Source organism: Nocardioides alkalitolerans (genome assembly GCA_038184435.1).
GTDB classification, from domain to species: domain Bacteria; phylum Actinomycetota; class Actinomycetes; order Propionibacteriales; family Nocardioidaceae; genus Nocardioides; species Nocardioides alkalitolerans_A.
Genome location: CP116227.1, coordinates 2,721,488 through 2,743,622, shown reverse-complemented (window position 1 = coordinate 2,743,622; position 22,135 = coordinate 2,721,488). Strand labels below are relative to the sequence as shown.

Annotated in this window: 20 protein-coding genes and 1 riboswitch; of the genes, 13 read left to right on the top strand and 7 right to left on the bottom strand. The window is 75.0% G+C overall.

Annotated features, from left to right (window positions below):
- Positions 1-55: 55 nt before the first annotated feature.
- A complete protein-coding gene (gene dtd, locus PIR53_13055) occupies positions 56-490 on the bottom strand; it encodes a D-aminoacyl-tRNA deacylase (GenBank protein ID WZH50946.1) in 435 nt (144 codons plus the stop codon).
- A gap of 34 nt (positions 491-524) precedes the next feature.
- On the opposite strand from dtd, the gene PIR53_13050 reads away from it, so the two are divergent.
- Positions 525-788, top strand: coding sequence for a peptide methionine sulfoxide reductase (locus tag PIR53_13050; GenBank protein ID WZH50945.1), 264 nt, complete (start codon positions 525-527; stop codon positions 786-788).
- A gap of 7 nt (positions 789-795) precedes the next feature.
- On the opposite strand, the gene PIR53_13045 is transcribed toward PIR53_13050, so the two are convergent.
- The 4 genes from PIR53_13045 to PIR53_13030 form a co-directional block, all read right to left on the bottom strand.
- A complete protein-coding gene (locus tag PIR53_13045; protein ID WZH50944.1) occupies positions 796-2,817 on the bottom strand; it encodes a hypothetical protein in 2,022 nt (673 codons plus the stop codon).
- A gap of 151 nt (positions 2,818-2,968) precedes the next feature.
- Complete coding sequence (locus PIR53_13040; GenBank protein ID WZH50943.1) at positions 2,969-3,847, bottom strand: CoA ester lyase; 879 nt, start codon at positions 3,845-3,847, stop codon at positions 2,969-2,971.
- Between the two features lies 1 nt (position 3,848).
- The gene (locus tag PIR53_13035; GenBank protein ID WZH50942.1) at positions 3,849-4,937 is read right to left on the bottom strand and encodes a CoA ester lyase; all 1,089 of its coding nucleotides are present in this window, start codon (positions 4,935-4,937) and stop codon (positions 3,849-3,851) included.
- 76 nt (positions 4,938-5,013) lie between these two features.
- Positions 5,014-5,895 (bottom strand): DICT sensory domain-containing protein, encoded by an 882-nt coding sequence (locus tag PIR53_13030; protein ID WZH50941.1) that lies wholly within the window; start codon positions 5,893-5,895, stop codon positions 5,014-5,016.
- A 77-nt stretch (positions 5,896-5,972) separates the two neighbouring features.
- On the opposite strand from PIR53_13030, the gene PIR53_13025 reads away from it, so the two are divergent.
- From PIR53_13025 to PIR53_13015, 3 genes are all read left to right on the top strand, one after another.
- Positions 5,973-6,383: a hypothetical protein gene (locus PIR53_13025; GenBank protein WZH50940.1), complete on the top strand. Its 411-nt coding sequence runs from the start codon at positions 5,973-5,975 to the stop codon at positions 6,381-6,383.
- A 219-nt stretch (positions 6,384-6,602) separates the two neighbouring features.
- Entirely contained in the window at positions 6,603-7,733 is a 1,131-nt protein-coding gene (locus PIR53_13020) for a hypothetical protein (protein WZH50939.1), read from the top strand.
- Positions 7,734-7,785: 52 nt separating this feature from the next.
- Complete coding sequence (locus PIR53_13015) at positions 7,786-8,904, top strand: MBL fold metallo-hydrolase (GenBank protein WZH50938.1); 1,119 nt, start codon at positions 7,786-7,788, stop codon at positions 8,902-8,904.
- A gap of 174 nt (positions 8,905-9,078) precedes the next feature.
- Here the strand turns inward: PIR53_13015 and PIR53_13010 are convergent, their stop codons facing one another.
- The gene (locus tag PIR53_13010; protein WZH50937.1) at positions 9,079-9,522 is read right to left on the bottom strand and encodes a GNAT family N-acetyltransferase; all 444 of its coding nucleotides are present in this window, start codon (positions 9,520-9,522) and stop codon (positions 9,079-9,081) included.
- A gap of 47 nt (positions 9,523-9,569) precedes the next feature.
- Positions 9,570-9,688: riboswitch (TPP riboswitch) on the top strand.
- Between PIR53_13010 and PIR53_13005 the strand changes: the two genes are divergently transcribed.
- The 6 genes from PIR53_13005 (at position 9,680) to PIR53_12980 (ending at position 17,422) form a co-directional block, all read left to right on the top strand.
- Positions 9,680-10,732 (top strand): thiamine ABC transporter substrate-binding protein, encoded by a 1,053-nt coding sequence (locus PIR53_13005; GenBank protein ID WZH50936.1) that lies wholly within the window; start codon positions 9,680-9,682, stop codon positions 10,730-10,732. Its footprint overlaps the riboswitch before it by 9 nt.
- On the top strand, positions 10,708-12,378 hold the full coding sequence (locus tag PIR53_13000; GenBank protein ID WZH50935.1) for an ABC transporter permease subunit: 1,671 nt from the start codon (positions 10,708-10,710) through the stop codon (positions 12,376-12,378). Before PIR53_13005 ends, PIR53_13000 begins: the two co-directional genes overlap by 25 nt.
- Positions 12,378-13,430: an ABC transporter ATP-binding protein gene (locus PIR53_12995; protein ID WZH50934.1), complete on the top strand. Its 1,053-nt coding sequence runs from the start codon at positions 12,378-12,380 to the stop codon at positions 13,428-13,430. Before PIR53_13000 ends, PIR53_12995 begins: the two co-directional genes overlap by 1 nt.
- 5 nt (positions 13,431-13,435) lie before the next feature.
- Positions 13,436-14,605, top strand: a complete 1,170-nt coding sequence (locus PIR53_12990) for a phosphatase PAP2 family protein (GenBank protein ID WZH50933.1) — start codon at positions 13,436-13,438, stop codon at positions 14,603-14,605.
- 40 nt (positions 14,606-14,645) lie between these two features.
- Positions 14,646-16,727, top strand: a complete 2,082-nt coding sequence (locus PIR53_12985; GenBank protein ID WZH50932.1) for an acyl-CoA dehydrogenase — start codon at positions 14,646-14,648, stop codon at positions 16,725-16,727.
- Positions 16,724-17,422 (top strand): methyltransferase domain-containing protein, encoded by a 699-nt coding sequence (locus tag PIR53_12980; protein ID WZH50931.1) that lies wholly within the window; start codon positions 16,724-16,726, stop codon positions 17,420-17,422. The genes PIR53_12985 and PIR53_12980 overlap by 4 nt, the downstream gene beginning before the upstream one ends.
- A gap of 365 nt (positions 17,423-17,787) precedes the next feature.
- Here PIR53_12980 and PIR53_12975 read toward each other — a convergent pair whose 3' ends face one another.
- Positions 17,788-18,285 (bottom strand): inorganic diphosphatase, encoded by a 498-nt coding sequence (locus tag PIR53_12975; protein WZH50930.1) that lies wholly within the window; start codon positions 18,283-18,285, stop codon positions 17,788-17,790.
- 133 nt (positions 18,286-18,418) lie between these two features.
- Between PIR53_12975 and dacB the strand changes: the two genes are divergently transcribed.
- The 3 genes from dacB to tilS are packed head-to-tail and all read left to right on the top strand — an operon-like array spanning position 18,419 to position 22,133.
- Positions 18,419-20,071 (top strand): D-alanyl-D-alanine carboxypeptidase/D-alanyl-D-alanine-endopeptidase, encoded by a 1,653-nt coding sequence (gene dacB / locus PIR53_12970; protein ID WZH50929.1) that lies wholly within the window; start codon positions 18,419-18,421, stop codon positions 20,069-20,071.
- Positions 20,068-21,144 carry a zinc-dependent metalloprotease gene (locus tag PIR53_12965; GenBank protein WZH50928.1) on the top strand — a complete coding sequence of 359 codons (1,077 nt, stop codon included), beginning with the start codon at positions 20,068-20,070 and terminating at the stop codon, positions 21,142-21,144. The genes dacB and PIR53_12965 overlap by 4 nt, the downstream gene beginning before the upstream one ends.
- Positions 21,141-22,133: a tRNA lysidine(34) synthetase TilS gene (gene tilS, locus PIR53_12960; GenBank protein WZH50927.1), complete on the top strand. Its 993-nt coding sequence runs from the start codon at positions 21,141-21,143 to the stop codon at positions 22,131-22,133. Before PIR53_12965 ends, tilS begins: the two co-directional genes overlap by 4 nt.
- Positions 22,134-22,135 lie beyond the last annotated feature (2 nt).

Below are 22,135 nucleotides of genomic sequence, written 5' to 3'. Positions count from 1 at the left end.
TGGGCCCGGGCCGACGCCGTCCGCGTTTTCCTCCCGGCCCGGGCGCGGCTCGCCCTCAGGCCCGCGGCGAGTCGAGCACGAGCGTGATGGGGCCGTCGTTGACCGACGCCACCTGCATGTCGGCGCCGAACACGCCGCGCGCGACCCGGGCGCCGAGTCGTTCCAGCTCGGCGCAGACCGCGTCGTACAACGGCTCGCTGACCGGGCCCGGCGCGGCCGCCGACCACGAGGGGCGCCGGCCCTTGCGGGCGTCGCCGTACAACGTGAACTGGCTGACCACCAGCACCGGCGCGCCCACGTCGGAGGCGGAGCGCTCGTCGCGCAGGAGCCGCAGCTCCCAGACCTTGCGCGCGATCCAGGCGACGTCGGCGGGTCCGTCGTCGTGGGTGACGCCGAGGTAGACCAGCAGCCCCGGCTCGTCGGTGCGACCGACGACCTCGTCGGCGACGCGGACGGAGGCGGACAGGGTTCGCTGGACGACGGCACGCACCCGTCCATGATGGCCGGTGGGCGACGATGGGGTGGTGGACACCCCGACCCCCGTCGCCGATCTGGTCGCGCGGCTGCCGCGGGGCAGCTCGACGGTGCGCTACGCGGGCGACCGCTGGGCGGTGACCGTCAGCGAGCACGCGGGCGGGCGCAGCCTGAAGGTGTGGGCGGAGCAGCTCGGCGGTACGGCGTTCGTGAGCGCCAACGTCTACCTGGCGGCCGCGGGCGAGGCCTTCCGGCCGTGCGAGATGCCGGCCGAGCGGGTGCTCGCCTTCCTCCGCGGGTGGGAACCGCTCTGACGTCCGCTCAGACGTCGGGCCGCGGCGGTGGCGTACCGCTCGGAGCGCCCTGCTGGGCGTCCGCCAGCGCCGCCGACCAGCTGCTGCGCACGGCGCCGCCGCTCTGCACCGTCGCGAGGCTCGTGCTGTAGCTCGACCACGTCGGCTGGGCCCCGAGCCGGCAGCCGGTCGGCGACCCGCCGCGGGAGATGCACTGCTCGCCCTCGCGCGACACGGCCTCGCCGCGGTTGACGGCCAGCTCGGCCGCGGCCACGAGCGCGACCACCGAGGCGTGGGCCGACCGCAGCGAGCCGGGCGCGGTGATGCCCCGCACCCGTTGGTCGAGGGACGCGTACGGGCCCCGCAGGCGGAACAGCGCCGACCCCACCGACGAGCTCGGGGCGTCGCCCGACGCGAGGCGCGGGGTCTGGGCGGCGAGCGCGTCGTAGGTGCTGAAGACACCGCTCATCGCCGAGGCGTAGGCCGCGACCTCCGCCGCGTCCTCCGTCGACCCCTCCTGCGCGGCGACCTCCGCCTCCCACGCGGCGATGGTGGTGCGAGCGGCGGCCACGAGGGCGTCGACGTGGGCGTAGGCCGCGCGCGACGCGGCACCGAGCTGGTCGTCGCCGCCGGTGGCGTCGGCGAGCTGGGCGCTGACCTCGGTCCAGAGGTCGAGGTTCTCGCCGTCGAGCTCCACGAGCCGCCCGACGGGGCCGAGCAGGGCCAGCAGCCGGTCGAGCGCGACCGCGGTTTCCGAGTCGTCGTCGAACCCGGCCCGCGCCGCCTGCGCGTAGGTCGCCAACGCCGCCGCGTCCTCCGCCGCCGCGCGGATCTCCGCGGTCCGCGTCGACAGCTCGAGCCGGCCGGCGATCTCCGTCAGGTCCTCGGTGGTGGCGCGGACCGCTGCGGTGCCCACGAGACCGACGAGGTGCTGGGCGGTGGACGTCGGCGGAGCCGGTACGGCGCGCGCCCGCGCCGCTGCGAGCACCAGCTCGTCCGGCGCCGTGCCGGCCCGGGCGCCCGCGGCTGCCTGGTCCTCGTCGCGTCCGGCCAGCTCGAGGCCGGCCTCGGCCTGGGCGAGCAGGTCGGCGGCACCCCGCAGCGCGGTGGCGAGCTCGCCGAACGTGGCGAGCGTGGCGGTGTCGAGCGTGGCGAAGGCGGCCACGGCCGCGATCAGGTCGCGCTGCCGCGTGACGACGTCGAGCTCGGGCTGTGTGGGCGCCGGGTCGAGCGTGCCGGCCTGCGCGACGAGGGTCTCGGCCTCGCCCCGGGCGTCCTCGGCGATCGCGACCGCCTCGGGGAGGCCGCCCAGGTCGGCCGTCGCGGTGACGGCGTCCGAGACCTCGTCGTACAACGCCCGGCTGGTCGCCAGCAGCGCCTCGACATCGGTGGCGGTCGGGGTCGCGCTGGGCCCCTCGGTGCGCGCGGACTGCGGCGGCGCGTCGTCCTCGCCGCCCAGGGCCAGCACGCCGCCGATCGCGACGACGAGGCAGATCACGGCCACCCCCACCAGGGGCAGCAGCCACGGGCGGCGGGTCTCGTCGTCGTGCGGGGTCCGATCACGGGACGCCGGCGCCGTCACCTCGGGGGGTGGTTCATCGGCGGGGCGCAGGAGCGCCGTCAGCGGTGCGAGCTCAGCCTCGGGCTCAGCCTCCGGGTAGAGGTCGGCCGACGTGGCGACGACCGGCGTGGCGACGGTCGGCTCGGGGATCGGCTCGGGATCTGGCTGGGGATCCGGCTCGGGATCTGGCTGGGCACCCGACCGGGGGGCCGCAGCAGCCGCGCCCAGCGCCGCCTGCCGCGCGGCGAGGCGCTCGGCCAAGGTCCGGGGCCGGGCGGGCCGGTCCGACGCCTCCGAGGAAGGGTCACGAACGACAGCCGGACCGCCCTGCGGGGTGTCGTCCGTGCCCCTTTCCGGCTCCGCCTCCGCCGCCGGCTCCGCCGCTGCGTCCTCGTCGGTCCGCTCGGCGTCGCGGAACAGGTCGAAGAGGGCACGCTGGAGGTCGTGGCCGGGCTGCGACGAGCTGTCGTCGGGCGGGTCGGTCGGCATGCCTCTGTCTCCGGGCCGGCTGGAGAGGGAGGCGCCGGCCTCACTGGTCAGAACGTGCGGAGGGCCACAGCGTTACGTCGGACCCGGTGACGGCGACGGCCCGGTGGGACCACGGGGGTCCCACCGGGCCGCGGCCACGGAACGGCCTCGCTCAGGCGTCGGCCTCCAGGGCGGTGATGGCCTCGTGGATCGCGAGGGCGCGCTGCGCCGACTCGACGTGGAGGTTCTCCACCATCTTCCCGTTGTAGGTGACGACGCCGGAGCCCTTGCCCTCCTCCCAGGCGGCGAGGATGCCGCGGGCGTCCTCGACGGCCTGGGCGCTGGGCGCGAACGTCTCGTTGGCGCCGGCGACCTGGCCGGGGTGGATGAGCGTCTTGCCGTCGAAGCCCATCTGGGCGCCCTGGGTGCACTCGGCGAGGAACCCCTCGGTATTCTTCACGTCGTTGTAGACGCCGTCGAGGATCGCGACGCCGGCGGCGCGCGCGGCGAGCACCGACCAGGACAGCGACGTCAGCAGCGGGGCACGGCCGGGGACATGCTCGGCGTAGAGCTCCTTGACCAGGTCGTTCGTGCCCATCACGAGCACGGCGAGCCGCTCGTCGGCGGCGGCCAGCTCGCGCACCCCGAAGATGGCCTCGGGCGTCTCGACCATCGCCCAGAGCCGGGTGTGGTCGGGCGCGCCCGCCTTCTCCATCGCACCGACGAGCTGCTTGACCTCCTCGGCGCTGTTGACCTTGGGCACGACGATGCCCGCCGGTCCGGCCTGGGCGGCGGCCACGATGTCGTCGTCGTGCCACGCGGTGCCGAGGCCGTTGACGCGGATCGTGAGGGTGCGCCGGCCGTACTCGCCGGACCCCACGGCCGCCGCGGCCGCCTCGCGCGCGGCCGGCTTGGCGTCGGGGGCCACGGCGTCCTCGAGGTCGAAGATGACGCCGTCGATCGGCAGCGTCTTCGCCTTCTCCAGCGCCTTCGCGTTGGACGAGGGCATGTAGAGGACGGAGCGGAGCGGGGTGAAGGCGGGCTCGGTCATGTCAGGCTCCCTGCGGCTCGGCGTCGATCGCGTCGTACTGCTTCTTGAGCTCGGGGTCGACCGCCGCCAGCTGCTCGGCGAGGTCGACCATCACGAGGCACTGCTTGAGGGAGGCGTCATCCTCCATCTTGCCGTCGAGCATGACGGCGCCGGTGCCGTCGCCCATCGCGGCGACGACGCGGCGCGCGTGCCGGATGTCCTCGACGCTGGGGGAGAAGACCCGGTTGGCGATGGCGATCTGCTTCGGGTGCAGCGACCACGTGCCGACGCAGCCGAGCAGGAACGCGTTGCGGAACTGGTCCTCGCACGCGACGACGTCGGTGATGTCGCCGAACGGCCCGTAGTAGGGGTAGATGCCGTGGGCCGCGCACGCGTCGACCATGCGGGCGACGGTGTAGTGCCACAGGTCCTGCTGGTACGTCGCGCGCTGAGCCTCGATCTGCGCGGTGCCGTCCTCGCCCTTCGGGGGGTCCTGGCGCACCAGGTAGCCGGGGTGGCCGCCGCCCACGCGGGTGGTCTTCATCCGACGGTCGGCAGCCAGGTCGGCGGGTCCGAGGGAGAGGCCCTGCATGCGCGGCGAGGCGCCGCAGATCTCCTCGACGTTCGCGACGCCGCGGGCGGTCTCGAGGATGGCGTGGACGAGGATCGGCCGCTCGAGCCCGGCCTTGGCCTCGAGCTGGGCGAGCAGGCGGTCGACGTAGTGGATGTCCTCCGCGCCCTGCACCTTCGGGACCATGACGACGTCGAGCTTGTGGCCGATGGCCGGCACCAGGGTGGTCAGGTCGTCGAGCGCCCACGGGCTGTCGAGCGAGTTGATGCGGGTCCAGAGCTGGGTGGGGCCGAAGTCGACCTCCTGCCCGATCCGCACGAGGCCCTCGCGCGCCTCCACCTTCTTGTCGGCCTTGACCGCGTCCTCGAGGTTGCCCAGCAGCACGTCCACGGTGCCGACCATGTCGGGGACCTTGGCGGCCATCTTGGGGTTGCTCGGGTCGAAGAAGTGGATGGCCCGGCTCGGCCGGGCGGGCACCTCGCGGACCGGGGCGGGAGCCCCGACGGCGAGCGGGGCGAAGAAGTCCTTGGCGCTGCGCATGAGAAGTGAACGTAGCAGCGCTCCGCCGCCGGATCGCCGCCCGGACGGGCAGAGTTCGGCGGCCGATGAGGTGCGATCAGCGCTGCCGGCGGTCCACGTAGGCGACCATCCGGGCGAAGAGCGCCTCGGCCGCTGCCCACTCGGCGTCGACCCGCGGACCGGGGCGCACGGCGCGGAGCAGCGCCCCCTCGCTGGCGACGGTCGCGGACTCCCCGGCGGCGGTGGCGCAGACGAGCGCGGCGGTCGCGACGTCGGCCGGTCGCAGGGACCACACGGCCTCGAACTCGCGGCGGTGGTCGGGCACGTCCGCCTGCCCGGGGATCTCCCAGGCGGAGAGGGCGATGCAGAGGTCGTCGGAGTCGCACACGACGGCCCACTCGCTCCGCAGCGGCGAGTCCTCCGGCAGGCCCACCCGGCGCACCGTGCCGGCCTGGGCCGGCGGGTCGGAGTCGTCGAAGTCGGCGAAGACGATGGTCGTCGCCGCGCGCCGCGCCAGGTCGGTCCACCGCGGCTCGGCTCGCTCCCAGAACGGGACGCGCTGGAACGCGCCGTACAGGTGGGGGCGCTGGGCCCGGGCCATGAACTCGTCCTCGATCGCCCACGACACGGCGACGAGCGTGCCCTTGCTGAGCCGGTGGACGGGGAGACCGACGTTGACGCCGCGCAGCTCGGCGAAGACGGAGGCGGTGGGCGGGCTGGCGGCGAGCTGCACGCGGGAGATCGACTGGTCGAGCCGCAGCCCCGCCCTTCGGTGGGCGAGCACCTGGCGCACGAGCTCGATGTCGGCGGCCTCGTAGCGGCGGTGGCCGCTCGGCAGTCGGCGGGCGACGGGGAAGCCGTGGCGCTGCTCCCACATGCGGAGGGTGGGGACGCTGACGCCCGTGGCCTCCGCGAGCTCACCGATCGCGAGGTCGCCGACGGACGTCGAACCGGCGTCGGAGGAACGGTCGTGAGCCATGACCCTGATCCTATACCTCAACAATCCGTTTAGGTTTCGTGTTGAGATTTTGGGGGCGGTAGTGGACGCTGTTCTCCATGAGCGATCACCGGTGCGTCGGCCACGTGGGCGGCCTCTTCCTCGAGCTGGCGGGCCGCGACGGCGCCGTCCCGGCGGTGCTGGTGCGCGACCGTGACGGACTGGTCCTCCGCGTCGACGAGGTCGCCGGCTTCGGCCGGGTGCGCGCGAGCCGCGAGGTGCGCGAGGCGGCGGCGCGGATGGCCGAGCGCGGTGTGGTCGTGCGGGTCGAATGCCGCGGCCGCGCCCTCGTGACGCTGGGTGTCGCCACCGCGCCGTGGTGGCAGCGCGCGCTCACCGGCGCGCCGCACGTGCGGCTGCACGCCTGGCCCGGCGCCGTACGGCGGGGCGCGGCCCGCGATCGCCGCCGTCAGGAGCGCTCGACGACGGGCGTGGTGGACGTCCACGGGGGCGTCGCGCAGGCCGCCTGACCTGGGCAGACGCGCCGGGACCCTGGGGCGTCGGGGGCCTTGCGGAGACGTTGCGGGGGTTTCGCAGGAAAACTGAGACGAGTCCGGTGAACGCGAGGCATACTTCTTCTCGAACCGCGGTGGTGACCCGAGACGCCACCGCGGTTCTCCCATTTCCGCTGTGCCCCGCTGCACGTAGGCCGGGCCGGCGTCCTCGGTGAGCGCGGCTCACGAGGCGAGATGTTCCGCTCCCGCGACCAGGTCGAGCTCATGCAGGTGGCGTTCCCCGGCGTCGAGGTCGACGCCCTCGCGGCGGCGGTCCGCACGACCGGCGGCGTCGGCCGGGTCGGCCTCGACGAACGGGGCCGCGCCGCCCTCCTCACCGTCGGCGAGACCCACGGGCGCTACAGCGCCGAGGATGCGCGCGCCCGCTGGCGGTTCCTGAGGGTGGGGCGCGAGGGTTACGGCTTCGACCTCGCGGTGCCCGAGCTCGCCGATCACCTCGGGGCCCCGGCGAGCAGCGTCGTCTTCCGACGCTTCGAGGACGAGGTCGACACCCGGCTGGCCGACGGGTGGCACGCCGTCCTGGTGCTCCCGGCGGGCGACCGCGAGTACCGCCCGGTCGGCAAGGACGCTGCTGGCTCGCGCACCGAGGTGCGCGAGGTGCGCGGGTGGCACCTCGTGACCTGGGTGCCCGCCCCCGGGGTGGTCCCCGCCGAGGAGGACGTGATCGCCCACCTGGTCTCCACCACCGCGACCGGTCGCTCCGCCACGGGCGTCCTGGTCCTGCTCGACGCCGGGCACGCGACGGTGCTCGACGTCGCGAAGGGCGAGGTGGTCGGCGGTCGGCACTGGCCGGCGGACCTCTGGCCCGCCGTGCACCCCGACGGGCTCGAGGACGTCGAGCCCGCGCGCGTCCTCGTGGCCGACGTGCTCGCGGACCTCGTGCCCCAGCACGCCGACGAGGACTTCACGTCGTGGGGCGCCGACCCCGTACGGCGCCGGTCCGCCTTCCGCGGCCACCCGGTCGACCTGCCCGAGGTGGTCGCCGCCCTCGGGCTGCCGCCCGAGACGCTGGACGTGCTCGCGGGGACCTCCGACCTGCCGGTGACGGCCCACGAGGCGACGACCGTCGGGCGCGCGACGACGGAGGCCATGCTGGACGCGACCGCCGCGTCCCGCTTCCCCGTCGTCGAGGCGGTCTCGAACGTGGCCGGCGTCGTCATCGCTGCCGTGGTCCTGCTCCTGGGCCGCGACACGGTCCCGACCTGGGCGTGGTGGGGCGCGATCGTCATCGGCGTGCTCAGCGTGCTGGCGCTCGCGACGCAGGTGCTGGCGTTCCGGCGGCGCCGCCGGAACGCGCGTCCCTGACCGCGACCCCACCCGCCCGAGCGGCCGTTCGGCCAGCCGTTAGCCTGCCGGGGTGAGCACCGCCGACGCCATCTCGCCCGACTCGGACCGCCCCTGGGCCACGCCCGGGGCGTGGCCGGTGGCTCCGGGCGTGCACCGCATCCCGCTCCCGCTGCCGAACGACGGGCTCCGCGCGGTCAACGTCTACGCGGTCGAGACCACCGACGACCGGGGTCGGTCGCTCACGCTCGTCGACGGCGGCTGGGCGATCGAGGAGTCGCGCGAGGCGCTGGAGAAGGCGCTGGCCAGCATCGACGCCGGTGTCGGGGACATCCGCCGCTTCCTCGTCACCCACGTGCACCGCGACCACTACTCCCAGGCCGTCGCGCTCCGCCACGTCAACGGAGCGGAGGTCGCACTGGGCCGCGGCGAGGAGACCTCGCTGCGGCTGGCGGCCGAGGGCAGCGCCGTACGCCGCGTGATGGCCGCCCACCTCGCCGACGCGGGCTCGGTGCGCACGGCCGAGGCGTGGCTGGCCGCTCCGGCGGACGACGAGGCGGAGACCTGGGGGCTGCCCGACACGTGGATCGAGGGCGACGTCCCGATCACCGTCGGGGAGCGCCGCTTCGACGCGGTGCACACCCCGGGCCACACGGCCGGGCACTACGTCTTCGCGGACGCCGCCGCCGGGCTCCTGTTCGCGGGCGACCACGTGCTGCCCACCATCACGCCCTCCATCGGCTTCGAGCCCGACACCCGCCTCGGGGCGCTCGCCGACTTCATGGGCTCGCTGGCGAAGGTGCGGGCGCTGCCCGACCTCCGGCTGCTCCCCGCCCACGGCCCGGTCACGGGATCGGCCCACGCCCGCGTGGACGAGCTCCTGGCCCACCACGAGGCTCGTCTCGAGCAGAGCCTGGCGCCCCTCGAGAACGGCGGCGCGGGAGTCACGGCCGAGGACGTCGCCAGCCACCTCACCTGGACCCGCCACGAGCGGGCCTGGTCGTCGCTCGACCGGTTCAACGCGGCCCTCGCCGTCATGGAGACGCGGGCCCACCTGGAGGTCCTCGTCGCGCGCGGCCAAGCGGTCGTCGAGCGCGACCAGGGGTTCGCCGACGCGATCGGTGCCGCCGCCGACGCCCTCCCGGGCAGCGATCCCGTGAGCGGCGTGCCGGCGCGGTACCGCCGGGCCTGAGTCGGGTCCGGGCTGGGCCGGGGTCCGGCTCGCCGGTGGGCGATCGGTCGGGCGCGGAACTGTGCCGCTGGTGCGGCCCGGAGCGAGCCGGAGGTGTCCCAGCTGCACACTTCTCGGCCTCGGCCTCGGCCTCGGCCTCGGCCGGGCCCGCGCCGGCTCCGGGCGGCGCCTGTCTCAGCCCCCCGCGGGCCGCGTCATGGGCAGGTGCGGGATGCCGTCCTCGTCGTACCCCTCGCCGCTGACGACGTAGCCGTGCGCGCCGTACCAGCCCGCGAGCGGCGCCTGCGCGCTCAGCACCGACACCCGGTCGCCCACGACGTCGAGGGCCGCGCGCATCAGCGGCGTGCCGAGCCCGCGCCCCCGGGCGGCCGGCGCGAGCACGACCCGGCCCACGCGTGCCACCTCCCCGTCGGGGCCGTCCGCCAGCACCCGCAGGTAGCCGAGCAGGTCGTCGCCGTCGAGCAGCAGCACGTGCCGCGTCGCGGGCTCGTCGTCGCGGCCGTCGAGGTCGGGGTAGGGGCACTCCTGCTCCACCACGAAGACCTCCTGCCGGAGCTGCCAGACCCGGTAGGCCAGCCGCGGGGGCAGCTCGTCGAAGGCAAGGGTGCGCACGTCCATGGGCCGACCGTCTCACGGGCGTCGACGCGCGCAGCGTAGGGTCGCTCCCACAACGACAGGGGAGCGCCGAGTGCCGAGAGGCCGGGGCGCTGAGAGTGCGGATCCGCCGCAGACCCTCGAACCTGCTCCGGTTAGCACCGGCGAAGGGAGTCACGCCATGCGTCGCATCCTGCCCACCCTCGTGACGGGCGCCCTGGTCCTGCCCGCCCTCGCGGCCTGCTCGACGTTCGGGGAGGAGGAGAGCGCGAGCGGCGGCACCGAGAAGCTGGTGCTCGTCGCCCACGAGTCCTTCAGCCTCCCCGACGAGCTCGTCGAGGAATTCGAGGCCGAGCACGACGTCGACCTCGAGGTCCGCCAGCCCGGTGACGCCGGCGCGGTCGTCACCGAGATCGCGCTCAACCCCGACGACGCCGGTGCCGACGTGGTCTTCGGCGTCGACAACACGTTCGCGAGCCGCCTGCTCGACGTCGGCGCCCTCGAGCCGTTCGAGGGCGAGCTGCCGCCCGGTGCGGACGCCTACGCGCTGGCCGGCGAGGACCGCCTCGTGCCCGTCGACTCGGGCAACGTCTGCGTCAACGTCGACACGGCGTGGTTCGCCGAGCGCGGGATTCCCGAGCCGGAGTCGCTCGACGACCTGGTCGACCCCACCTACGCCGACCTCTTCGTCACCCCCGGCCCCGTCGACTCCAGCCCGGGGCTCGCGTTCCTGCTGACGACGATCGCGGCGTACGGCGAGGACGGGTGGCGCGACTACTGGCGGGAGCTCGTCGGCAACGGCGCCGAGCTGGTCGCCGGGTGGAGCGACGCCTACTACACGTCGTTCACCGCCGGCGGCGAGGACGGCCAGCGGCCGATCGTGCTGTCCTACGACTCCTCGCCCGCGTTCACGACGACCGAGGACGGGTCGGCGACGACGACCCGCGCGCTGCTCGACACGTGCTTCACGCAGGTGGAGTACGCCGGCGTGCTCCGGGGCGCCGACAACCCCGAGGGCGCCGAGGAGCTCGTGTCCTGGCTCCTGTCGGAGGACGTGCAGGCGGCCCTGCCGGACAACATGTACGTCTACCCGGTGCGCGACGACGTCGAGCTCCCCACGGCGTGGGCCGAGTTCGCCCCGCGGCCGGATGCGCCGTACGCGATGGAGCCCGCCGAGATCGCCGCGAACCGCGAGACCTGGATCGGCGAGTGGCGCGAGGAGACGCAGCGCTGACCCGCGCGCTGCGCCTCCTGGCCCTCGCGGCGCTGCCGCTGGGGGTCGTGGGGGTGTTCTTCGTGCTCCCCGTGGGCGCGATGCTCGTGCGCGGGCTCGCGCCCGACGGGCAGCTCGACCTCGGCGGGCTCGTCGAGGTGCTCGGCCGTGACCGCACGGGGCGGGTCCTGTGGTTCACGCTGTGGTCGGCCGGGCTCGGCACGCTGGTCTCGCTCCTGCTGGGCCTGCCGGTCGCCTACGTGCTCTTCCGCCTCGCCGTGCCCGGCGCCCGGGTGCTGCGGGCGCTCACGCTGGTGCCGTTCGTGCTCCCCACCGTCGTCGTCGGCGCCGCCTTCCGGGCGCTGCTCGGCGAGGGCGGGCTGCTGGCCTTCCTCGGCTGGGACGGCACGCCCGCCGCGATCGTCGCCGCGCTCGTGTTCTTCAACGTGTCCGTCGTCGTGCGGGTCGTGGGCGGTGCCTGGGCCGGCCTCGACCCGCGGGCCGAGGAGGCCGCCGCCGCGCTGGGCGCGCGCCCGGTGACGGTGCTCCTGACGGTGACGCTGCCGGCGCTGCGCTCCGCGCTGGCCTCGGCGGCGGCGGTGGTGTTCCTCTTCTGCTCCACGGCGTTCGGGGTCGTGCTGACGCTCGGCGGGCTCCGCTACGCGACCGTCGAGACCGAGATCTACCTGTTGACCCGGGCCTTCGACCTGCCCGCCGCGGCCTGCCTCTCGCTCGTGCAGGTGGCGACCGTCGTGGTGCTGCTCGCGCTCCTGGGCCGGCTGCGGGGCCGGGCCCACGGGGCCGTGCCCGTCGACCGGGTGCCGCCGCGACCCCGGCGGCCCCGCCGCGGCGACGGGCCGGCGATCGTCGTGACCGGTCTCGTCGTGCTCGCGACCGCCCTCCCGATCGTGGGTCTCGCCGTCGCCTCGCTCCGGGTGCGGGGGGCGTGGACGCTGGCGAACTACCGGGCGCTCGACGAGCCCGGGATCACCACGGCCCTCGACGTACCCGTGCTCACCGCGCTGCGGAACTCCCTCCAGGTGGCGGTCGACGCGACCTGGATGGCGCTGCTGCTCGGGCTGCTCGTCGCGCTCGTGGTGACGCGCCGGACCCGCTCCCGGCCCGAGCGGGTCGTGCGCGGCCTGCTCGACGGGTTCTTCATGCTGCCGCTCGGGGTGTCGGCCGTGGTGCTCGGCTTCGGGCTGCTGGTCACGGTCGCGCGCCCGCCCCTGGCCCTGCGCGACGAGCCGCTGCTCGTGCCCCTCGTGCAGGCGCTCGTGGCGCTGCCCCTCGTCGTGCGCACCCTCGTGCCGGTGCTCGCCAGCGTCGACGACCGGCAGCGGCAGGCGGCGGCCTCCCTCGGCGCCTCGCCGGCCCGCGCCCTGCTCGTCGTCGACCTGCCCGTGGTGTGGCGTCCGCTGCTGGCCGCCGCCGGGTTCGCCTTCGCGACGTCGCTGGGGGAGTTCGGCGCGACGTCGTTCCTGTCCCGCCCCGACCACCCGACGCTGCCGGTGGTGATCGGCCGGCTCCTGGGGTCGCCGGGCACGACGGGGGCGCAGTCCAACCCGGGGATGGCGATGGCGGCGGCGGTCGTGCTGGCGGCGACGGTGACGGTGGTGGTGCTGACGGTGGAGCGCCTGCGGGTGCCGAGCGTGGGAGCGGTGTGATGGTGGACGAGAAGGATCCGGAGGGCGGCCTGCGGCTGCGCGGGGTGACGGTGGCGTACGACGACGTGCCCGCCCTCGCCGACGCCAGCCTCCACCTGCCCGCGGGCGAGGTGCTGGCCGTGCTGGGCCCCTCCGGCAGCGGCAAGTCGACGTTGCTCCGGGCGGTCGCCGGGCTCGAACCGCTCGTCGCGGGCTCGGTCGCGTTCGACGGTGCCGACCTGGCCGGCGTCCCCCCGCACCGCCGCGGTTTCGCGCTGATGTTCCAGGACGGCCAGCTCTTCGGCCACCTCAGCGTCGGCCGCAACGTGGCCTACCCGCTGCGGCTGCGGCGCACCCCCCGGGCGGCGAGGCAGGCACGGGTCGCGGAGCTGCTGGCGCTGGTGGGGTTGGAGGGGTACGCGGACCGCGCCCCCGGGACGCTGTCGGGCGGCGAGCGGCAGCGGGTCGCCCTCGCTCGTGCGCTCGCCTGCGCGCCCCGCCTGCTGCTCCTCGACGAGCCGCTCTCCGCGCTCGACCGCGCCCTGCGCGAGCGGCTGGCGGGGGACCTGGCCGGCATCCTGCGGGCCGCCGGCACGACGGCGCTCCTCGTCACGCACGACGTCGACGAGGCGTACGCCGTCGCCGACCGCGTCGCGCTCGTCCGCGAGGGACGGATCGTGCAGGAGGGCACCGTCGCGGACGTCGACGCCGCCCCTCGGGACGCGGCCGTGGCCCGCCTCCTGGGCTACCCCCACGTCGTCGGGGACCGGGCGGTGCGCCGTACGGCGTTCGCGGTCGCGGCGGCGGGCGGGACGGCGGGCGGGACGGCGGGCGGGACGGCGGGGACGCGGCCGGGCACGGTGCTGCACGCCCGCGCCACGAGCGCCGGACGGCGGCTCCTGGTCGACCTCGACGGGGTCGGTCCGGTCGACGTCGTGCCGCTGCCCGCCGCCCCCGAGCCCGAGCCCGGCGCGCGGGTCGAGGTGCGCGTCGACCCCGCGGGGACGGCGCCGCTCGGCGGGACCGCCGGGCACCGGCGGGGAGGGGAGGCGGCGGACGCACGTCTACACTGACCGGCGTGTATCGCCGCGCCTACGTCCTCCTCATCGGGGTTGCAGCGACGATGGCGATCCTCACGGTCGTCACCGCGCTGTCGCTCGGACGCAGCGTCGTGGACCCCGAGGGCTTCCTGGGCCCGGGCTGGCTGCGCTTCCCGCTCCTCGTCGGACTGGCGCTCCTGGCCGACCTCGTGCCGCGTGCGCTGTGGCACTCCCGGATGCGGTTGTCCCAGGTGCCCGACCTGGTGAAGGCGCGCTGGCGCGAGCACTGGACGCGCGAGCGGTTCACCCTGGTGGCGCTCGGCATCGGCTGCTTCTACGTGACCTACGCCTGCTACCGGAACCTCAAGTCGTTCCTGCCGTTCGTGCTGGGCGAGAAGAAGTACGACACCGAGCTGCACGCGCTCGACAAGATCCTGTTCCTCGGCAACGACCCCTCCGCCGTGCTCCACACGGTCTTCGGGTTCGCCTGGTTCGAGCAGTTCATCTCGACGATCTACCTCTGGTACCTGCCGCTCGTGCCGGTGCTCGTCGCCGTGTGGACCATCTGGTCGCGCAACATCTCGTTCGGCTACTGGTTCGTGACCTCGCAGGTCATCGCCTGGACGCTGGGCACGGCGACCTACTACATGCTGCCCGCGCTCGGCCCGAAGTTCGCCTTCCCGTGGCTCTACGCGGACCTCGACACCGGGGCAAGCCAGCTCGCCGACTCGTTGTTCTACAGCCGCACCAACGTGCTCTGGGGGGACGGCGACGGGCTGCAGTCGACCGCCGCCTTCGCCAGCCTGCACACCGCGATCACGCTGCTGTGGGCGCTGATGGTGCAGTACACGATCCGCAGCCGGATCGTGCACTGGGTCTTCTGGGCCAACTTCGGCCTCACCATCATCGCGACGCTCTACTTCGGCTGGCACTACGTGGCCGACGACGTCGCCGGCGCCATGATCGCGGTGGTCGCGTTCTACGTGGGAGGCGTCGCGAGCGGGCAGAAGTTCGAGAGACGCGGGTTCTCCAGCCATCCGACGACGACCACGTCGCGGGTGCCGCTGGGACCCGACGGCCGGGACGCGGACGTGCGCGTCGAGACCGACGAGGAGCGCTCGCCGAGCGCCTCGCGGCTCAACCTGTCGCGGCTGTGGCGCCGGCTCCACCGTCGCGACGACCGGCCCGCGGCCCGCACCGGCGACTGAGTCCCTCCCGGGGTTGGTGACCCGCCGGTAGTTTGGCGGCATGGCCACCGACCTGGGCGTCGCCCGTGACGCCGCTCCCGAGCACACCGTCGCCCCCGACCCGGCCGCGCTGCAGCGGATCCTGGACGGGAAGTACGCCGAGGTCCGCGACCTCGTGCGCCGCAACCTGGTCGAGCACGCCGACCTCCTCGGCGAGGTCGACGACCTCGACCGCGAGGCCTATCGCGACCGCGTCCTGGAGATCGTGCAGCAGGTCGCCTCGACCGGTCAGACCGGCTTCGGGTTCCCCGAGGAGCACGGCGGCGGCGGCGACATCGGCGCGTCCATCGCCGCCTTCGAGACGCTCGCGTTCGGCGACCTGTCGGTCCTCGTCAAGGTGGGCGTGCAGTTCGGGCTCTTCGGCGGCGCGGTGCTGCAGCTCGGCACCCAGCGGCACCACGCGGCGTACCTGCCCGGGATCATCGACGGCACGATCCTCGGGTCGTTCGCGATGACGGAGTCGGGCCACGGCTCCAACGTGCAGGCGCTGGCGACCACGGCGACGTACGACGTCGGCACCGACGAGTTCGTCATCGAGACGCCCCACGACGCGGCCCGCAAGGACTACATCGGCAACGCCGCCCGTCACGGCGAGCTCGCCGTCGTGTTCGCGCAGCTCCACATCGGTGGGGAGAGCCAGGGCGTGCACGCGTTCATCGTGCCGATCCGCGTGCGCGACGAGGCGGGGGAGCTCGTGCCGGCGCCCGGCGTGCGCATCCAGGACTGCGGCCACAAGATGGGCCTGCAGGGCGTCGACAACGGGCGGCTGTGGTTCGACGGCGTGCGGATCCCGCGGGAGAACCTGCTCGACCGGTTCGCGACGGTGTCGCCCTCGGGCGTCTACTCCTCGGAGATCGAGAGCCCCGGACGGCGCTTCTTCACGACGATCGGCACCCTTGTGCAGGGCCGCGTCAGCGTCGGCGGCGCCGGCATCAACGCGGCGAAGGTCGCGATGGTGCTGGCGGTGCGGTACGCCGAGCGGCGACGCCAGTTCGAGGCGACGGGCGAGCAGGAGGAGCTGCTGCTCGACTACGGGCAGCACCAGCGGCGCCTGCTGCCGCTGCTCGCGTCGACCTACGCGCTCCACGTGGCGCAGGAGGACCTGGCAGCCGAGCTGCACGCGGTGTTCTCCGGCGAGAAGACCGACGAGCGGTCCCGCCGGGCGCTCGAGTCGCACGCCGCGGGCCTCAAGGCGGTGGGCACGTGGCACGCCACCCGCACGATCCAGGAGTGCCGCGAGGCGTGCGGCGGGGCGGGCTACCTGTCCGCCAGCCGGTTCGCCGCGCTCAAGGCCGACACCGACGTCTTCACGACCTTCGAGGGCGACAACCACGTGCTGCTGCAGCTCGTGGCCAAGGGCCTGCTCACCGACTACGCCGGCGACTTCCAGGACGCCGACCAGTTCGAGATGGTCAAGCTCGTCGCGGGCATCGCGCTCGACGAGATCGTCAAGCGCACCCGCGCCCACCAGCTCCTCGACCGCGTCCGCGACCTCCTGCCGAGCGGGACCGACGACGAGGACGAGGCCGGTCTGCTCGACACCGACTACCAGCTGGCGATGCTGCGCTACCGCGAGGAGCAGGTCATCTCCTCGGCCGCCCGTCGCCTCAAGCGGGGCGTCGACAGCGGCATGAACCCCGGGGCGGTCTTCTCGCAGGTGCAGCCGCACGTCATCGCCGCCGCGCGGGCCCACATGGACCGCGTCGTGCAGGAGGCCTTCGTCGCCCGCGTGGCCGGGCTCCCCGACGGGCCGGAGAAGCGGGCGCTGGGCCTGCTCGTCGACCTCAACGCGCTGCGCATGATCGAGGCCGACCGGGCGTGGTTCATGGAGAGCGGGCGGATGTCCGCGGCCCGGTCCAAGGCCGTCCGACGCGAGGTCGACGCGCTGTGCCGGCGGGTGCGCCCCATCGCCCGCCAGCTGGTCGACGCCTTCGGGGTGCCCGAGGAGGTGCTCGGGGCGCCGGACCTCCTCGGTCCCGTCGTGGTCGCCGGCGAGCCGGCCGCCGCCGGCGACGAGCCCGGCCACCACACGCAGGGCGACACGGCCGAGCGGGTCGCGGAGCAGGTCGCGGAGCCGGCGTGAGCCTGCGCGACGCGGTGGGTCGCCTGCGGGGGCTCGCCGGGGGATGGGCCGACGACCCCGCGTGGGCGCACGTCTACAGCTACTCCGTCGACCACCCGCGCCTCGGCGTCCCCGGCTGGCGCCTGGCCGTCGGCTCCGACCTGCGGCTCCTGCTCGCCGCGGCCGACGAGACCGGCACGCTGCCCGCCGGCTCGCGGGTGCTCGACGTGCCGTGCGGCTCGGGCGTCGCGCTCCGGGGGGTGCGGCCCGGGCAGGGGATCGAGTACGTCGCGGCCGACCTGGCCCCGGCCATGCTCGCGCGCACCCGGCGCACCGCGGAGCGGCTCGGCGTGGCCGACCAGGTGACGCTGCTCGAGGCCGACGTGACGGCGCTGCCGTTCCCCGACGAGCACGTCGACCGGGTCCTCAGCCTGACGGGGCTGCACTGCTTCCCCGACCCCCACGCGGCGTTCGTCGAGATGACGCGGGTGCTCCGCCCCGGCGGGACGCTGCTCGGCTCGGCCGTGCTCACCGACACCGGGCGGCGGTGGGAGCCGATGCGCCGGGTGGGTCGTGCCAGCGGGCTCATCGGACCCATGTGCTCGTCCGACGACCTGCGCCGCTGGGCCGCCGACGCGGGGCTCGAGGGCTTCTCCGTGCGCCCGTCCGGCGCGCTGGCGTACTTCCGCGGCGTGCGCGCGGGCGTCGCTGCCTGACGGTCCCCGGGCGCGGGGCTGGGTTGCAGGGCGCCACCACCACCGGTTGTAACGCGGTGTCCGCGTGTCCATGGACGTGTTGTGCAGCGCGCTCGGACGCACCTACACCGCGTTACAACGGGGGATGTCGTACGCCGCCGGCCGGGTCGCCATCGCGACCTACGGTCCGGCCGGCGGGGCCCCGACCGGCCGGCTGGATCAACTGGTGCGGTGCTGGTGCTACGTGTGCGGTGGTCGACCACCTCCACGGACGCCCGGACACCGCGTTACACGCCGAGGAGTCGGAACAGCACGAGGGCGGGACACCCGGTGGGTGTCCCGCCCTCGCCGTACCGGCCGGAGCCGGCGCTGCTGAGCAGAGAAGCTCAGTACTTGCTGCCGTTGTCCTTGAACCGCTGGAACGACGCGGCCACCTCGGCCTGCGCGGCTTCGGCGCCGACCCAGTCGGCGCCCTCGACGGACTTGTTGGGCTCGAGCGCCTTGTAGACCTCGAAGAAGTGCTTGATCTCGAGGAGGTCGAAGTTCGACACGTCGCCGAGGTCCGTGTAGTGGCTGTAGCGCGGGTCGCCCGCGGGCACGCACAGCACCTTGTCGTCGCCGCCGGCCTCGTCGGTCATGCGGAACATGCCGATCGCGCGGGCCTTGATGAGGCAACCGGGGAAGGTCGGCTGGAGGAGGATGACCATCGCGTCGAGCGGGTCGCCGTCCTGGCCGAGGGTGTCCTCGATGTAGCCGTAGTCCGTCGGGTACTGCGTCGCGGTGAACAGCGTGCGGTCGAGACGGAGGCGACCACTGTGGTGGTCCACCTCGTACTTGTTCCGCTCGCCCTTGGGGATCTCCACGAGTACGTCGAACTCGAGCACGCTGCTGCCTTCCGCATCGCGACCGCGCCGGCGCGGTCGATCGTGTTGGTGCCGCGACCGGAGGCCACGGTCAGGTCTGTCGGTGCCCTCGCGCAGAATGACGCCGAACCGATCGAAACTGAGGTGATCCTAGGTGGCGAAGGGCACGCGTCGCAGGCGGGGCGTCAAGGTCCCCCTCCTCGTCGTGCTGGTCCTGGTCCTCCTGGGAGGCGCCGGGGCCGGGGCGTGGAGGCTCGGCCTGGCCGACCGGTGGCTCGGCGACCCCGACGACCGGACGGGTGACCCCGCGGCGGTCGCGGCCCCGGAGGGCCTCGAGCTCCCGCCCGTCGAGGAGCCCGACCCGCTCCTCGCCGCGGTCGACGCCACCGCCGGGGCGCTCGATCCGGCGGCGCTCCAGGCCGCGCTGACGCCGCAGCTCGCCGACGAGGACCTGGGCTCCCGCGTGGGGGTGGCGGTGGCGCCGCTGAGCGGCGCCGACCCCTGGACGGCGGGGGTGCCGCAGGTCGTCCCGGCCTCGACCACGAAGGTCCTCACCTCCGTGGCGGCGCTGGAGACCCTCGGCCCCGACCACACCTTCACCACGGAGGTCGTCGACGCCGGCCCCGCCGAGCCGACCGACGGCGCCACGGACGCCGTCACGGACGGCGCCGCGGACGCTGCCGGCGCGGTGCACCGCATCGTGCTCGTGGGTGGCGGCGACCCGCTGCTCACCCGCGAGCCGGTGCCGACGGAGCGGCCCTCGCGCTACGGCTTCGGTCCGTCGTTGCGGCAGCTCGCCACGGCCACCGCCGCGGCGCTGACCGAGGCGGGACGGACGCAGGTGCAGCTGTCCTACGACGCCAGCCTCTTCACGGGCCCCGGCATCAACCCCGTCTGGCCGGCGTCCTACGTGCCCGACGACGTCGTCGCGCCGATCGCGGCGCTGACCTCCGACCGGGGGTACGACGACGAGGGCGACCCGCTCGCCGACCCCGCCGCCGCGACGGCCGCCTGGTTCGCAGGCGCCCTGGCCGAGGCGGGCATCACCGTCGTCGGCGAGCCGTCGACGGGTCTCGCAGGCAACAGCCCGCGCCTCGCCGCGGTGGACAGCGCACCGCTCGGCGAGATCGTCGAGCACCTGCTCGCCGTGAGCGACAACGAGACCACCGAGGTGCTGGCCCACCACGTCGGCCTCGAGGTCGAGGGGGCAGGGTCCTTCGAGGGCGGCGCCGCGGGGGTACGGCGCGTGCTCGCCGGCCTCGGCGTCGACCTGGGGGCCGACGTGCTCACCGACGGCAGCGGCCTGTCGCGGCAGAACCTGCTGGCGCCGACCACGCTCGTCGAGGTGCTCGCCGTCGCCTCGTCGCCCGACCGCCCCGAGCTGCGCCACGTGCTCAGCGGGCTGCCGGTCGCGGGCTTCTCCGGCTCGCTCGCCAACCGCTTCACGACGGCCGACCCCGCAGGGCTCGGCTCGGTGCGGGCGAAGACCGGCACCCTGACGGGCGTGCAGGGCCTCGCCGGGATCGTCCAGGACGCCACGGGCCAGCCCCTGTTGTTCGTCGTCGTGGCCGACGGGGTGGACCCGGCGGCCGCGCTCGACGCCCGTGAGGCGATCGACCGCACCGCGGCGGCGCTCGCGGCCTGCGTCTGCACGACGGGCGCGGCGCCCGAGGAGCCCACCGACGGGCCGACCGACGGGCCGACCGACGGCCCCACCGACGGGGCGACCGACGGGGCGACCGACGGCCCGACCGCGAGCGATGGCGCCGCTGCGGCGACCGGCCGCGACGTACTGTCGCCGGCATGACCTCCTCCCCGGGCGCGGCCATCGACTGGGACCTCGCTGCGCGGCTCGGCTCCCGTCTCGCCCCGCCGGCCCCCGACGTCCCCGCGGCCCAGGTCGCGGAGACGGTGACGGCGCTGCGGTCCGACGCGGCGCGCTCGACGGACCTCGTGGCCGACTTCACCGGACTGGTCGCGCCCCCGCACGCGGCGCCCGTGCTCGTGGTGGACCGACCCCGCTGGATCGAGGCCAACACGCAGAGCTTCGCCGTGATGATGGAGCCGTTCCTCGCCCGGCTGGCCGAGCGGAGCGCGGAGGGCGGGATCCAGCCGCCCGCCGTCGTCCGCCGCGCCACGACCGCCGTCGGTTCCCGGGTGACGGGCGCGGAGCTGGGGGTGCTCCTCGGGTTCCTCTCGGGCAAGGTCCTCGGGCAGTTCGACCCGTTCGCGCCCGCGGACGTCGCGCCCGACGGCCGTCTGCTGCTCGTCGCGCCCAACGTCTGGCAGGTCGCGGAGGACATCGGCGCGCGCCACACCGACTTCCGCCTGTGGGTCTGCCTCCACGAGGAGACGCACCGGGTGCAGTTCACCGCGGTGCCGTGGCTGCGCGAGCACCTGCGCGAGCAGGTCGACGCGCTCGCGGGCACGCTCGATCCCTCGTCGGTGCTGGAGGACGGGCTGTCCCGCGTCGTCGACGCCGTGCGCAACGGCGCCCGCGGCTCGCTGGTCGACATGCTGGGCTCGCCGGAGCAGCGCGAGATCGTCGACCGCGTCACCGGTGTCATGTCGCTGCTCGAGGGGCACGCGGACGTCGTCATGGACGGCGTCGGCCCCGCCGTCATCCCCACCGTCCGACGCATCCGCAAGGCCTTCGAGCAGCGCCGGGACGGGCTCGGCTTCCTCGACCGGCTCGTGCGCCGCATGATCGGGCTCGACGCGAAGATGGCGCAGTACCGCGACGGCGCCGCCTTCGTCCGCCACGTCGTCGACCGCGTCGGCATGGAGGAGTTCAACGCCGTCTGGGCGACGCCCGACCACCTGCCGTCCAAGGCCGAGATCGCCGACCCCGCCGCCTGGGTCGCGCGCGTGCACGGGTGACGCTCCCGCCGGCGGTCGCGGCGGTGCGCTCCGCCGTACGCCGCGTGCTCGAGGCCGAGCGGCCGCCGACGGTGGTCGTGGCGTGCAGCGGGGGCGCCGACTCCCTGGCGCTGTTGGCCGCCACGGTGTTCGTCGCCCGCGCCGCCCGCGACGCGACCGGGACCCACGTCGTCGGCACGGTCGTCGACCACGGTCTCCAGGAGGGTTCGGCCGACCACACGCGGCGCGTCGTCGAGCAGATGGCGGCGCTGGGGGCCGACGAGACGTTCTCGGCGACGGTGAGCGTCGGCTCCGCCGGTCGGGGCGTGGAGGCGGCGGCACGGGAGGCGCGGTACGCCGTGCTCGGCCAGGTCGCCGCCACGGTCGAGGCTCCCGTGGTCCTGCTCGGGCACACGCTCGACGACCAGGCGGAGACGGTGCTGCTCGGTCTCGCCCGCGGGTCCGGCGGGCGCTCCATCGCCGGGATGCGCCGCGGGTTCGACGTGTTCCGCCGGCCCCTGCTCGACGTGACGCGGGCCGAGACCGAGGCGGCCTGCGCCGCCGAGGGCATCGCCTGGTGGACCGACCCCCACAACAGCGACCCGCGTTTCCTGCGCGCCCGCGTGCGCGCGGAGGTCCTGCCGGTGCTCGAGGACGTGCTCAACCGCCGGGTGCGCCACAACCTCGCGCGCACCGCCGACCTCCTCCAGGACGACCTGGCGGCGCTCGAGGAGGTCGCGGACGCGGCGTACGGGGACGTCGTGAACGGGCGCGACCTCGCCACGGAGGTCGACCTCGCGGGTCTGGCGAGCCTCCCGCGGGCCATCGGGACCCGCGTCCTGCGGCGGGCGGCGCTCGCCGCAGGAGCCCGGGACGCCGAGCTGTTCGCGGTGCACGTCGATGCCCTCGCGCAGCTCGCCGACGCTCCGGGGGGAGCGGCGGTGCAGCTCCCCGGACACGTCACCGCGGAGCGCCGGGGGCCGACGGTGCGGTTCCGGCCGACCGCCTGAGG

Excerpts from the sequence above, each read along its gene's own strand:
- PIR53_13040 (WZH50943.1), bottom strand. The coding sequence starts at position 3,847 with ATGACCGAGCCCGCCTTCACCCCGCTCCGCTCCGTCCTCTACATGCCC.
- PIR53_12965 (WZH50928.1), top strand. The coding sequence starts at position 20,068 with ATGACCTCCTCCCCGGGCGCGGCCATCGACTGGGACCTCGCTGCGCGG.
- PIR53_13010 (WZH50937.1), bottom strand. The coding sequence starts at position 9,522 with ATGGACGTGCGCACCCTTGCCTTCGACGAGCTGCCCCCGCGGCTGGCC.
- PIR53_13045 (WZH50944.1), bottom strand. The coding sequence starts at position 2,817 with ATGCCGACCGACCCGCCCGACGACAGCTCGTCGCAGCCCGGCCACGAC.
- PIR53_13005 (WZH50936.1), top strand. The coding sequence starts at position 9,680 with ATGCGTCGCATCCTGCCCACCCTCGTGACGGGCGCCCTGGTCCTGCCC.
- PIR53_12985 (WZH50932.1), top strand. The coding sequence starts at position 14,646 with ATGGCCACCGACCTGGGCGTCGCCCGTGACGCCGCTCCCGAGCACACC.
- PIR53_13020 (WZH50939.1), top strand. The coding sequence starts at position 6,603 with ATGTTCCGCTCCCGCGACCAGGTCGAGCTCATGCAGGTGGCGTTCCCC.
- PIR53_13025 (WZH50940.1), top strand. The coding sequence starts at position 5,973 with ATGAGCGATCACCGGTGCGTCGGCCACGTGGGCGGCCTCTTCCTCGAG.
- PIR53_13035 (WZH50942.1), bottom strand. The coding sequence starts at position 4,937 with ATGCGCAGCGCCAAGGACTTCTTCGCCCCGCTCGCCGTCGGGGCTCCC.
- PIR53_12995 (WZH50934.1), top strand. The coding sequence starts at position 12,378 with ATGGTGGACGAGAAGGATCCGGAGGGCGGCCTGCGGCTGCGCGGGGTG.
- PIR53_13030 (WZH50941.1), bottom strand. The coding sequence starts at position 5,895 with ATGGCTCACGACCGTTCCTCCGACGCCGGTTCGACGTCCGTCGGCGAC.